This window comes from Bowmanella yangjiangensis (assembly GCF_017255015.1).
In the GTDB taxonomy this organism is placed as follows: Bacteria; Pseudomonadota; Gammaproteobacteria; order Enterobacterales; family Alteromonadaceae; genus Bowmanella; species Bowmanella yangjiangensis.
In genome coordinates this window covers 110912-122848 of the sequence record NZ_JAFKCS010000005.1, presented here as the reverse complement: position 1 = coordinate 122848, position 11937 = coordinate 110912, and the positions used below count along the sequence as shown (strand labels likewise).

The 11937-nt window shown below is 49.3% G+C and carries 13 protein-coding genes; 4 read left to right on the top strand and 9 right to left on the bottom strand.

All coding sequences use genetic code 11. The annotated features are described in order from the left end of the window. The coding region (locus J0A65_RS27305; RefSeq protein WP_332874311.1) for a DNA gyrase subunit A at positions 1-281 on the bottom strand (281 nt) is incomplete at its 3' end. A 200-nt stretch (positions 282-481) separates the two neighbouring features. On the opposite strand from J0A65_RS27305, the gene J0A65_RS07470 reads away from it, so the two are divergent. Beyond that, a complete protein-coding gene (locus tag J0A65_RS07470) occupies positions 482-3610 on the top strand; it encodes a hybrid sensor histidine kinase/response regulator (RefSeq protein ID WP_206593508.1) in 3129 nt (1042 codons plus the stop codon). Between the two features lie 14 nt (positions 3611-3624). Here the strand turns inward: J0A65_RS07470 and J0A65_RS07465 are convergent, their stop codons facing one another. After that, on the bottom strand, positions 3625-4389 hold the full coding sequence (locus J0A65_RS07465; protein ID WP_332874310.1) for a DUF2982 domain-containing protein: 765 nt from the start codon (positions 4387-4389) through the stop codon (positions 3625-3627). 154 nt (positions 4390-4543) lie between these two features. On the opposite strand from J0A65_RS07465, the gene folE reads away from it, so the two are divergent. Further along, the gene (gene folE, locus J0A65_RS07460) at positions 4544-5098 is read left to right on the top strand and encodes a GTP cyclohydrolase I FolE (protein ID WP_206593507.1); all 555 of its coding nucleotides are present in this window, start codon (positions 4544-4546) and stop codon (positions 5096-5098) included. Positions 5099-5134: 36 nt separating this feature from the next. On the opposite strand, the gene J0A65_RS07455 is transcribed toward folE, so the two are convergent. The 5 genes from J0A65_RS07455 to J0A65_RS07435 form a co-directional block, all read right to left on the bottom strand. Further along, a complete protein-coding gene (locus J0A65_RS07455) occupies positions 5135-5710 on the bottom strand; it encodes a hypothetical protein (protein WP_206593506.1) in 576 nt (191 codons plus the stop codon). Next, entirely contained in the window at positions 5703-6263 is a 561-nt protein-coding gene (locus J0A65_RS07450; RefSeq protein WP_232849798.1) for a sigma-70 family RNA polymerase sigma factor, read from the bottom strand. The genes J0A65_RS07455 and J0A65_RS07450 overlap by 8 nt, the downstream gene beginning before the upstream one ends. 66 nt (positions 6264-6329) lie before the next feature. Continuing rightward, positions 6330-6965: a TonB family protein gene (locus J0A65_RS07445; protein WP_206593505.1), complete on the bottom strand. Its 636-nt coding sequence runs from the start codon at positions 6963-6965 to the stop codon at positions 6330-6332. Positions 6966-7035: 70 nt separating this feature from the next. Continuing rightward, a complete protein-coding gene (locus J0A65_RS07440) occupies positions 7036-7722 on the bottom strand; it encodes a hypothetical protein (RefSeq protein ID WP_206593504.1) in 687 nt (228 codons plus the stop codon). Then, entirely contained in the window at positions 7722-8501 is a 780-nt protein-coding gene (locus J0A65_RS07435) for a MipA/OmpV family protein (RefSeq protein ID WP_206593503.1), read from the bottom strand. Before J0A65_RS07435 ends, J0A65_RS07440 begins: the two co-directional genes overlap by 1 nt. A 148-nt stretch (positions 8502-8649) precedes the next feature. On the opposite strand from J0A65_RS07435, the gene J0A65_RS07430 reads away from it, so the two are divergent. Both J0A65_RS07430 and J0A65_RS07425 read left to right on the top strand, forming a co-directional pair. Beyond that, positions 8650-9783, top strand: coding sequence for a sensor histidine kinase (locus J0A65_RS07430; protein WP_206593502.1), 1134 nt, complete (start codon positions 8650-8652; stop codon positions 9781-9783). Then, a complete protein-coding gene (locus J0A65_RS07425; RefSeq protein ID WP_206593501.1) occupies positions 9780-10415 on the top strand; it encodes a response regulator transcription factor in 636 nt (211 codons plus the stop codon). Before J0A65_RS07430 ends, J0A65_RS07425 begins: the two co-directional genes overlap by 4 nt. Here the strand turns inward: J0A65_RS07425 and J0A65_RS07420 are convergent. Together J0A65_RS07420 and J0A65_RS07415 are read right to left on the bottom strand one after the other, a co-directional pair. Beyond that, a complete protein-coding gene (locus J0A65_RS07420) occupies positions 10387-11037 on the bottom strand; it encodes a UPF0149 family protein (protein WP_206593500.1) in 651 nt (216 codons plus the stop codon). The genes J0A65_RS07425 and J0A65_RS07420 overlap by 29 nt on opposite strands. Next, positions 11021-11893, bottom strand: a complete 873-nt coding sequence (locus J0A65_RS07415; protein WP_206593499.1) for a zeta toxin family protein — start codon at positions 11891-11893, stop codon at positions 11021-11023. Before J0A65_RS07415 ends, J0A65_RS07420 begins: the two co-directional genes overlap by 17 nt. Positions 11894-11937: the final 44 nt, after the last annotated feature.

The window sequence follows — 11937 nt, the reverse complement described above, 5'->3', positions numbered from 1 at the left end:
ACCATGGCTTCATAGCAGGCGGAATCACCATGGGGGTGGAACTTACCCAAGACATCACCCACAGTGCGGGCAGATTTTTTGTACTTGGCGGTCGCGCTCAGTCCCAGATCAGACATAGCGTAAACAATGCGACGCTGTACAGGTTTAAGGCCATCACCAATATGTGGAAGTGCTCGATCCATGATGACGTACATTGAATAATTCAGGTAGGCATCTTCGGTAAAACGCCGCAGGGGCAACTGCTCTATACCATCGGCACTGATACTGATTTCTTGGCTCATAGAATTCTTGCTTTACGAGATTAACTTCGGGAAGTGGGTGGCGTGTTGGGTCTGTGGGTCATTACCGCTAATTTAACCAGACAGAATATCCACCGCACGGCACACGCCAATAAAATGGCAACTTAACATTGGTATCCCCTTGTGGACAATGCTTAAATAAGCCTCTTGAATTTTCAACTCACCGTATAACTGCGTAAATCATGGGATTGGCCAAGTATTTGTTGCTGTGTTTTTGTCTGCTGTTCAGCCTGTCGGCTGTGGGCCAGGCCAGCCTGCAACTTATTGATGCCGAGAAAACCCACAGCCTAACCGATCAGATGCGCATATTGATAGATGCTGATGGCGGGTTAACCATTGAGCAAGTGCTGACTATGCGCCGCGATTTTCAGTGGCCAACGCAACACAACCCTAACTACGGTTTCGGCGATGAAGCTATCTGGTTTACTACCAGCTTCAGCAATGTCAGCCAACAACCTGTCTGGCTGGTCGACGTCAAATATGCGCAGAATGATAACGTGGATATCTACCTGGTTGCACAGGGCAAAATCATTGCCCATAGCAAGCAGGGTAAAGCGCAAGCAGAGCAGCGATTCCGTTACCCCTCCATGGAGGCCACCCTCCCTTACGCAACAAGATTGGACCTCTATATCCGTATACAAAGTGATGCGGAGGCAAGAGTAGTACCTGTTACCCTTTCCTCTGAATCACTACATATGAAAAAGCAGGCACTGGAAAATATCCTGTGGGGCGTGTTTTATGGTGGCTTAATGGTGCTGCTTTTCTACAACCTGACATTATTTATCAGTTTGCGAGATAGCAGTCTGTTGGTCTATTGCACTTATATTGCCACGGTACTGATATGGCAATTTGTTTGGGGTGGGCATATTCAGGTTTACTGGCAATCGCCGGTTGCTGACTGGCTAAATCAACACACCGATCTGCTGTTTTTGGTTATTGCGGTAACTGCAGGTATTTTCACTTACAGCTTTCTTGATGCCAAACAGAATGCTCCTAAGGCCGGGCGAATAATCATTGCCTTGATTGGCATAGAGATACTGCTTGGGTTGGCCTCACTGGGCAACTTCCTGGATGCTGGTATACAAAATGGCGCTGTTTATCTGGTTAGCATGCTGGCCATTAGTAGTTACCTATATGCTGGCTATGAAAGCTACGCCAACCAATTTAAACCAGCTCGTTACTTTGTATTTGCCTGGAGTATTCTGCTCACAGCGGCTCTGGCCGGTTTACTGGGGCTGATAGGTTGGCTACCCACCAATTTCCTGACCACATATTGTTTCCAGATGGGCGTTTTTCTGGAAGCCGTGCTGTTTTCCCTGGCTTTAATGGAAAAAAGCCAGACACAACTCAGCCATTCCGTTGACTTGGTGACCAATGATCTGCGCAATAACATGGAAATCATTGAAGAACAAAATGCGCGCCTGGATATTGCCCGCAAGCAAGCGATCCAGGCCAGCAAGATAAAATCCCAGTTTCTGGCCAATATGAGCCATGAAATCCGTACCCCGCTTAACGCGATATTGGGATTCAGCCAGGAATTAGCCAATACGCCCTTGCCCACCGAAAAGCAGGAACACGTACGAATCATCAATGCGTCGGCCAACAACTTGCTCAATATCATCAACGACGTACTGGATTTCTCCAAGATTGAAGCGGGTAAGTTGCAGATCAATAACGAGCCATTCTGCCCTACAGAACTGTTGGAAGAGCTGGCGGGGTTAATGGCGCGCTCGGCACATGCCAAGGGACTGGAACTTATTAGCGACTTGAGTCCCTTACCGAAAAAGTTGATTGGTGATGCCGCCCGTATTCGCCAGGTACTCACCAATTTGGTTGGCAATGCCATCAAATTCACCCGTCACGGGCATGTGCGCCTGGCGGTAAAAGGCGAAGACCAGGCCAACGGCTTGTATGAATTAGTATTTAAGATTGAAGACACAGGTATAGGCATTAGCCGGGAAGACAGACATAAACTGTTCTCCGCGTTCTCGCAACTGGATGGTGCGATTAACCGCGAATACCAGGGAACCGGCCTGGGTCTGGCTATCTGTCAGGAACTGGTTAAGTTAATGCGGGGTAGCATTGAACTGCATAGCGAACAAGGTGCCGGCACCGAGTTTACCGTCAAGCTGCGGGTCAATAAGTTAAGTCAGAAGATGTCGCTATCACCCTACAGCCGCTGGAAAGGCAAACAGGTGCTGATTTACGAAGCCTACCCACCCGCACGTCAGGCCATGGGACGCATGTTTAAAGCCCTGGGGGCGGTGGTGACCAGTTGTGACAGTTTTGACTATCTGGCAACCCAAACCGGTCCTTTTGATTATCTGTTTTTATCCTGCCCTGAGCAGCAATGTCATAGCTATCAGGCCAAACTCGCCTCATTAGAGACGCTGCGCGCCAGACACAAAGTACTGCTTGATAGCGCCCCAAGGCCAAGCCAGCAAGATATGATGCTCGCCATGTTTGAAAGACGGATTGAACGGCCGCTGACGCTAGGTAAGTTGGAAAATTTATTGCACCCACCCACACCAATCCAAAACGATAATTTTTCGCGTCAGCTCAAAAGCCTGCCGAAAGCCAGCGTATTGGCGGTGGATGATATGGAGATTAACCTGAGATTGCTGGCCACCTGGTTGCGTGACTCACCGGTGGAGCTGTCACTGAGCTTTAATGGTCAGGATGCCGCTGATCGCTGCGAGAAAGAAGCATTTGACCTGATACTGATGGATGTGCAAATGCCGGGTATTGATGGTCTGGCAGCCAGCCGCATGATCCGTAAAACCCACTTAAATCGTGGCACCCCGATTATTGCTGTGACAGCCCATGCGTTTCGCGAAGAGAAAGAGAAACTGCTTAATTCCGGCATGGATGATTATCTGCCCAAGCCTATCAATTTTGATGATCTGATTAAGCTGATTAAGCGCTGGTGTCAGCCCACCTCAGAGGAGAGCCTCGACTGGGCACAAGCCCTGCAATTGGCCAATGATAATCCGCACCATGCCAGACAGATGTTGGATGCCTTTATAGAGCAGTTGCCCAGCATGCATAGTCAGATAAAAACCGCTGCACAGGCTGGGGATCAGGCACATTTGCAGTACTTAATACACAAACTGCACGGCGCTTGTTGCTATACCGGTGTGCCCAAGCTTAAAACCCTCTGTCAGGAACTGGAGGAACATCTAAAAAACGGGCATATCGCCGAGGCCAAAACCTTACTTGAACGCTTTTATCGGGAATGCCTGCACGTGGAAGAGCAAGGTCTGGAATTCTTACAAGGCAGCTCTTTTGGAGAGACGCAGCATCCCGCATAAGAGCTGTTACTAACTTATTCGTCTTTTAAAGACTGCTGCTGGCAAGCATTAAGCAAAGCGACAAATTCCTCCTGAGATCTGTCAAACTCAGACGCAAACACAAACAGGTCATAGCCAAGCACCTCGCGAATACGGGTCATACGGTTGGCAAACATCGCCACTATTCCCCGATATTCTTTGCCGCTGTTGCCCTTGTAACTGTCCTTTTCCAATAGCGTCTCGCTATAACACTGACCGGTTTTACAATCCTCATCCTGCAATAACAGCGGCCGTTGCTGCATTAGAATGTTACTGGCCAAACGTGGAGAAATAGAGGCTAGCAAAGGCTCATAGTCTTTCAAGCGAATGCCTATCAGCTCCATATCCTGATGCTCTAGTCCGCGTCTGACACGAGGAATACCGACCCGCTGAATATTGCCCCACTCCAGTTGCCAATGGCCAAATCGATGCAAATATTTCAGATGCTGACGGGACAGCTCGAAGCTGAACACCGGCTCCCTGACCTTCAGCCAGCCAATTAAAATCGTTACTAACGATGCGCTGGTCAGGAAAATACCCGCCAATTTTAGCCATTCAGGTAACCAGGCCAACCATAAGGCGGACAATAGCAAACCGATAATGCCGAACAAACACAAGCTGAAGCCATTACGCTTGGCCCCCGCACGAATCTGAATGATATCCATATGGCTCACCACCAAAGCATCACGAGTAAATACATCAAAAGCCCCCAAATTATTGCTGCGCGGATTTGCCGACAACGCACACAATCCGTATGCCACAATGACCGCCACCACCCTGATTGTCTTTCTGACATATGACAAATTCCTGACCCGACAACACGATTGCGCTATAATCCGGCAATTTTCCCGGGTGGCGCAATCCAAAGTAAGGATCTTTGCGTATTAAAGCCATCAATAGCAACGAGATGAATTGATGTCAGACCAATTGAACAGCCACTATCAGCAGATCATCACGCTTTTGGGTGAAGATGTCAGCCGTGAAGGATTAGTGGATACTCCAAAGCGTGCCGCCAAAGCCATGCAGTTTCTTACCGACGGTTACCATAAGTCACTGGATGAAGTGGTTAACGGCGCTATCTTTGAATCTAATACCGATGAGTTGGTAGTCGTACAGGACATTGAATTCTATTCCTTATGTGAACACCATATGCTGCCCTTTATCGGCCGCTGTCATATCGCTTATCTGCCAAATGGGAAAGTGCTGGGGCTGTCTAAGTTTGCCCGTATAGTCGATATGTTTGCCCGCCGTCTGCAGATTCAGGAAGGCCTGACCAAACAAATCGCCGAAGCCGTACAAGAAGTCACTGGTGCCAAAGGGGTAGGCGTAATAATGGAAGGCAAGCACATGTGTATGATGATGCGCGGCGTACAAAAACAGAATTCCTCAATGGTTACCTCGGTGATGCTGGGCGGGCTGCGTAAATCACAGGCCACCCGTGATGAATTCCTGCGCCTGATCGGTAAATAACTCGAGCGGGCACCAGTCCCGCTCAACTTATCCGGCTTAGCAGTGCAGACCCGGCGCTGCTTTGATACTCACAATCCGACCATCAACATCAAAAGCAATTTCCACCTCGTCGCCTTTCTTGAGCTGCTCCTCCAGTCGACGGTTATTACGAAGCTGATCAACCAACTGCGCAGTTAACAATACCAGCTCTTTATCACAGGTTTGCAAACCCCAACCGTCTTCGGTATTCACCAGCCTGGCCAGGCGCTTGTGGTGTGCGGTCAATATCTGCTGACCCTGTATATATCGGGCATAGTTGTCAGCATGCTCAACACGGGTTTGCTCGGCAACTAAAGCCGCGAGTTCACCAGGTTGTTTTTCTTCGTTCAACCGATGCACCTGAATCACCTCATACTCAGGTCGTAGCTGTTGGTGTGTGATACCGACAAATTGAAACAATACCAATAGCGCAGCACACAAACTGACGCCGAGCGTCCAGTTCCACAGGTTGTAGCCCGGCTTGATCTGCTCAGCCCGGGCTTTGGTCAACAGCAACTGTCGGGTCGAGTGAGGCGCCTTAACCTGTTCTTTACGCTGTTGATACAGGGCTTTCAGTTGCTCATCTTTACTCACAACATTCTCCCAATTGTTGGCGAAGCTGCTGTTTGGCGTAGCGCAGCCGACTTTTGATGGTTTCCTGATTCTCCCCAGTGATCAGGGCAATATCCTGTACACCAAATCCTTCCTGATACAGCATAAAAGCCTCTCTCTGATAAAAAGGTAGTGTTTCCAGGGCCTGTGAAAAAGCCTTAAGTAACGTTCCATCCACCTTATTCTGACTGCCTTGATCACGAACTTCGCATGCCTCCAACAATGGATAGCGCTTAGTGCGGCGGTATTCGTCCATTAACAGATTGCGTGCCAGGGTAAACAGCCAGGCTTTAAACTGGCCATTACTATGATACATGTGGCGCTTTTCCATTACCCTAAGCCAGGACTTTTGCGCAATATCCGCGGCAAGCTCAGGCTCTGACAGCGTTAACAGAAAGTGATACAAATCCCTGGCACAATTATCGTAAAGCTTCGCCAGCAAACTCGCATCACCGCTTAGCACATAGCGGCTCATCAACTCTTCGTTGCTGAGCTCAATATGCAATAAGGATTTGATTGCGATACTTAGCGTCATATCTTTCCTTAACGACCAATGCGCGTCTGACACAGACGCACATTATTAACCATCCTAAGACTTAGCTTATTGGTTCAGATTAAAACTTAACAGTACCACCTGATTGCTTTGCGCCATGGCCTGTCCATTTCGAATCTGTGGTTTGTATTTCCAACGTAACAATGCCCGTCGGGCTTCACGATCAAAGATCCGGGCCGGGTTCGACTCCAGCACCCGCACATTTTCCACCTTGCCGCTGGGGTCTATATCAAACACCAGTTTAACCCAGCCTTCGATACCATCGCGTAATGCTTCCATGGGATAGTTTGGGTCGAATCTCACCATGGGAGTTGCTTGCCCTTCCGAGGCGCTAAACACAGGGATTTCGCCGAGGTCATCCCCCAGCTTTACGTCAGGAACAAAGTCACCAATGCCCGGCACCAAATCATCACTCACTGGGGCAAGATTAGCCAGTTTAGGCATGACTTTATGCTCCGGTGGCGGTGATAAAGGTTTTTTCTCCTGAGTAATTTGTTTCTCAGGTTCAAAAACCGCGTCGACGACAAACACAGGGGGGCTGTCTATAGGCCCATCTTGCTCGATACGGGTCAGCACATCCATCAATACAAACAGGGCAAAAGTAATCAGGCTGGCCAGTAACGTAATAATCAGGGCCTTAAAGGCGGTATTTGCGGATGAAGTAGCAGTAAAGTGGCTTTGCATGGCGTTTCTCCATTTGGGTCGCATAGATAAAACGCAGCACAAAGCCAAAAGGGGTTAAAGAGTGAAAAAATTATTGTAACGCCAGGCTAATTCGTCCTTCATCACCAACCACCAGCAAATAACTACGGCCAAAAGAAGTATCACACAGATTGATAGGCATCCCATTCACTTGCAAGCCGCCATTGCATTGATCCACGGAGATAAACTCCGAGACTTTGCCGATGGTCAGGGCCAGGGTTTGTCCGCTGTTGTTGGCCTGCAAAGCGGTATCCGTAGCAAATAGCCTGACCCTGATATAACCCTCACGATTTGACTCATATTTCTCAAATAAACTGTGTGATAAGGCTTCCCCGGACATCCAGGCCAACCACTGATAATGCCTGTCCCGTTTAACTTTATGGGTTTCCCGGTAGCCCGCCTTGTTCGCATAGGGGGCATGCACGTAAAAGTTCACTTTGCGCTCTGCGTTATGCTCATGGCGAATCTGTTTGGTTCCTTCCTCTTTGGTGATATGCGCCACTTTGTACTTGTCTTTGAACGGGTCTCTTTCATCGCCGTCAAGTTCTGAGTTGGCCATGTAAAAATCCAGCTCAAGATTTGTGGCATTTACCAATTGATAGTCACTCTTGTAGTAGTCACTGCCAAAGTTGGCGGTTTCCACATCGTCACTGGAGCAGGCTGACAACATCAGCATCAGCATCAGCATCAGCATCAGCATCAGCATCAGCATCAGCGATATGCTAATGACTTTATTCATTACATTTTCCTATAGGTGAAAAACACCATGACTTTGCCAACACCGGACTTATCCACCAGCGGGCTGTCCTGTATGGTTTGATCCAACCATTCATAGCTGGCCTGCGCACTTAGGCTCCATTGACGATTGAAGGGGTAAATTAACTGCATGGTGAGCTGGTAGTTGGTTGCGGCTTCGGCTTGATAGGTAACACGGCCATACTGCGGCGCGATATTGTCGCCATAAACACCATACAGATAGTCACTGTATTTCTCACTCAGCCAACGTGCACCGCCGCCCATAAGGAACTGCACGCCGCGATCTCCCTGATAAAGCGGATGCATATAGGATAGATCGGCAACGGTTCCCGAAGAGTGGTCGGACACATCCTGGCTCACCGACAAGGATAAATGCTGCCACTTCGCGTTTAGCTGGGCTGTCACTTCCCCATCGGGCGACTGATAACCTGTGAAGACAGGATCATCGGACAGCTTATCGTTAAAACTAAACACGCTGTCATAGGTTTCATCGCGGTAATTCAGCCCGGCAGACAGGCTAACTGGCCAGTTGTCACCGCTCAGCCGATACTGAAAAATCCCATGTTTAACACCCAACCGCCAACGACCATATTCGGCATTGATGTAGGGTAGTGTGATGTATTGAATCGGCATATCCACCCAGGGTGTGTCATAAGCCGCCAGCCCTCCTCCGAACTCCAATTTCCATGTCTCATCTGCCTGCACCCAGCCTGAGAAAATCAGCAGTAATAGCAGTTTGCATCCGTAGAATAAGCTCCTCATGATCATAGTCTCCTTGATTAAACTATGGGCAGCTTAGCGAGCGTATTCGGTGCGTACATGTGACAAATGTCATGGCCTAATAACACCTCGAGGAGATCGTGACATTTGCCCTATTCGAGGCATACTGCGGTTATGCGATACTGCCGTCATGAAGTTATCGAACCGTTTGAACAGCAAATTTTTTGAAATCGGCCTGGGTTTTCTAACCTGGGGATTTATCCTTTGTTTCACCCTGTATTTCTGGCACCTGAACGATCCCAATATTCAGCATCGTTTTGCTCCCACTCCCGGTGCCGTGCTGCTGGTGTGCAGTTTGTTGCTACTGTTTCTGGCGGGGTATTTGTGGCGTATGTTGCGCTCCGACTACATTTGGCTGGGGCCGTTAGTCCAGGCCTTATGTCTCCTGCTATTAATGTGGCTGTTCCCCAATGGCATGATTCTTATCCTAGGTATTATGTTGGTGGCACACCTTAGCGAATTATTCAGGCCACTCATCTGCGTATTGGTTTGCTTATTGTTGCCAATGCTGAACTTTTTGCTTTCACCAGCCGAATATGGACTGGTCAACGCCCTGCTGTTTTCCACCTTGAACCTTTTTGCGCTTTTCATCGCCACACGCTTACAGGCCGAACGTCAGGCCAAGGAAGCCAACGCTCACTTGCTGAGAGAATTAAGGGCCACCCAAAGCTTGCTCTATACCACCACCCGTCGTGATGAGCGACTGCGCATAGCGCGAGACTTACATGATGTGCTTGGGCATCACCTGACCGCATTGAGTATCCAGTTGGAAGTCGCCAACCAGCTTAGTAAGGACAGTGCCAGTCAACATATTAAACGTGCACAGGAACTGGCCAAGTTGCTTCTCTCTGATGTTCGTGAAGCTGTAGCGGACATTCGCCGGGCAAATCAGCTGGATATCGTATCCGCACTGCAAGCTCTGATTCAGGATCTGGATGGTCTGGAAATTAACCTTGATATAGACCCTGACGTGGTGATCACCGATGCACGTGTTGCAGAGGCGCTTTTCCGCTGTGCCCAGGAGGCGCTCACTAATGTTCTCAAGCATAGTGGTGCCAACCAATGTCGATTAAGCCTCAACAAACATGAAGGAATTTTGCATCTGCAGGTGGATGATAATGGCCGCCATACAAAAGATATCACACCTGGCCATGGCTTAACTGGTATGCAGGAGCGGCTGAACAAACTGGATGGCGAATTGAAAATAGAAGCTGGCCCGGCTGGCTTCAGCCTGCTTGCGATACTCCCGGATAGCCGTACATGAACATTAAGATCTTATTGATAGACGACCAGAACCTGGTTCGTGAAGGCATCAAAAGTCTTTTACAGCTTAAACCTGGTTTAGATGTTGTTGCCGAAGCTGACGACGGTAGTGAGGCCCTGGCGCTGGTTTTGGCCCATCAGCCGGATGTCATGCTGTTGGATATCCGCATGCCTAAAGTCACAGGACTGGATGTACTTAAACAGCTTAAATCGGCCAATATTCAGTTACCTGTGCTGATACTGACCACCTTTGATGATCATGATTTGGTGCTTGAGTGCATTAAGTTGGGTGCCAAAGGCTACCTGCGCAAGGACGTAAGCTTTGACGCGCTGACAAACGCCATCATTAATCTGGCGAAGGGTAAAAGCTGGTTGCAACCCGCAGTGACCTGTCGGGTGGAAAAAGCCAGGGACAACCAGGATTCCCCAAGCGCACTGATAGAACAACTCACGGATATAGAAGTGCAAGTGCTCAGGCTGGTCGCCGCCGGGTACTCCAATCACGAGATTGCCGATGCGCTGCATCGCTCAGTAGGTACCATTCGCAATCAGGTTTCCGCTATTCTGGCCAAGCTGAATGTACGAGACCGCACACGTGCAGTGCTCAAGGCGCTGGATCTTGGCCTGATATAAAAGTTTCAAACTGGTGAGGAAGGTAAGCGGCTAGCTTGCCAGCCAAGCTCACGTACTGTCGCAATGCTCTGGGCAGGGTTTCAGCAATAGCCGCCAACTGAGCGGCAAGCTGTATATTACCACCAGCCGCAGCCTGCTCCAGCGCCATAGGTACATTGGCAAAAGTGCTAAACAAACGTAATAAGTGGCTAAGTTCTTTGGCGGCCTGGGGGGCATCATCAGGCGCTTGCAGTTGCATCTGTGACCAGGCCTGCTGCCACACTTTCTGCAGGTGCTGATGACCCAATAAACAACCGCTCATCCACTGGCTCAGGGCATCTTCCAGCGTTAATCCAGCATGATAAACACAAACCCTGGGTAATAAATTGCCTTCATCCCGCATGATTAACAACTGCGCTTTGAAGCAATCCATTAAGCTTTGGGTGAGCTTTTCAGCGACCTCTGCAGACATCTCGTCACTGATCAGTACCCAAGGCATCCATTGTTGAGGGGCTGGGATCTGCGGTGCAGCAGCTACCGAAAACAGCAGCCCACAAACCTCATGATAGCTGCGTAGCAACTGAGGATGATCTTCGCAGAGTGTTTTTAAGTCCTGCCCCATCACTTCAGATTTGCCAGTCATGCGTGTATTGCCCTTTGACGGCAGTGACCCGTCGATTAGCGTCCAGTTGGAAAAGCTGCCAAGCATCGCGTGCCGGGCTCTGTAGTTGATGGCAAGTTAATCGTTGATAATGCAGCATAAACCTGGCCAGTTGTTGCTCATTCATGGCCCTTCCACCTCGTTGCATCAATTTTTGCTCCTGCTCTGCCCGCCACGTCAGCACACTCTGCCAATCTGGTGCCTGCAATATGACTAATTTATCAAAGGTGGCAAACAAGCGTTGATAATCTCCAGCTAAGCAATGGTTCACATACTGACGCCAGGTGCCCGCTTTATCTTCCTGCTGTTCCAATTCATTAATGGCCTTGGTGAGTTCCAGTTCTTCTTGTGGGGTGGCCCCCAGGCACCAACCTTCGATAATGAGAATATCTGCGGGACCCTGCAGCCATTCACCTTCTACACGTCGGTCGTCCTGACTTTTATCAAACCTTGGCAAGCTAAGATCCTGGCCATTCCTGAAACGGCGAATCAGTTCCATCCCTAAACTGATATCATGGGTACCAGGCACGCCACGGGTTGCTAGCAGGGGATGCACATTTTCGGCTAGCCAGAGCCGGTGAGAGCGGGGGTAGTAAAGGTCATCCAATGACAATACCGCAACCTGCAATCCAAATGTTTGGCCTAACTCGGCTTGCAGATACCTGGCCAAGGTAGATTTACCACTCCCCTGTGCCCCACTGATAGCAAATACGCAAGGTTTCTTCTGTGCCGCCAACTGTTCAGTCAAAGGCCACCATTGCTGCCGAAGTGCATGCGCCTGGGGTTTCAGCAAATCCAACCATTTCCCCAGGCCAAGTGTAGAATAGGGTAACCTCAAGACAGTCCTTCCACTGAATACTTATATCTATTACAGCAGAAATT

Excerpts from the sequence above, each read along its gene's own strand:
- J0A65_RS07430 (WP_206593502.1), top strand. The coding sequence starts at position 8,650 with ATGAAGTTATCGAACCGTTTGAACAGCAAATTTTTTGAAATCGGCCTG.
- J0A65_RS07420 (WP_206593500.1), bottom strand. The coding sequence starts at position 11,037 with ATGACTGGCAAATCTGAAGTGATGGGGCAGGACTTAAAAACACTCTGC.
- J0A65_RS07425 (WP_206593501.1), top strand. The coding sequence starts at position 9,780 with ATGAACATTAAGATCTTATTGATAGACGACCAGAACCTGGTTCGTGAA.
- J0A65_RS07450 (WP_232849798.1), bottom strand. The coding sequence starts at position 6,263 with ATGACGCTAAGTATCGCAATCAAATCCTTATTGCATATTGAGCTCAGC.
- J0A65_RS07470 (WP_206593508.1), top strand. The coding sequence starts at position 482 with ATGGGATTGGCCAAGTATTTGTTGCTGTGTTTTTGTCTGCTGTTCAGC.
- J0A65_RS07435 (WP_206593503.1), bottom strand. The coding sequence starts at position 8,501 with ATGAGGAGCTTATTCTACGGATGCAAACTGCTATTACTGCTGATTTTC.
- J0A65_RS07440 (WP_206593504.1), bottom strand. The coding sequence starts at position 7,722 with ATGAATAAAGTCATTAGCATATCGCTGATGCTGATGCTGATGCTGATG.
- J0A65_RS07445 (WP_206593505.1), bottom strand. The coding sequence starts at position 6,965 with ATGCAAAGCCACTTTACTGCTACTTCATCCGCAAATACCGCCTTTAAG.
- folE (WP_206593507.1), top strand. The coding sequence starts at position 4,544 with ATGTCAGACCAATTGAACAGCCACTATCAGCAGATCATCACGCTTTTG.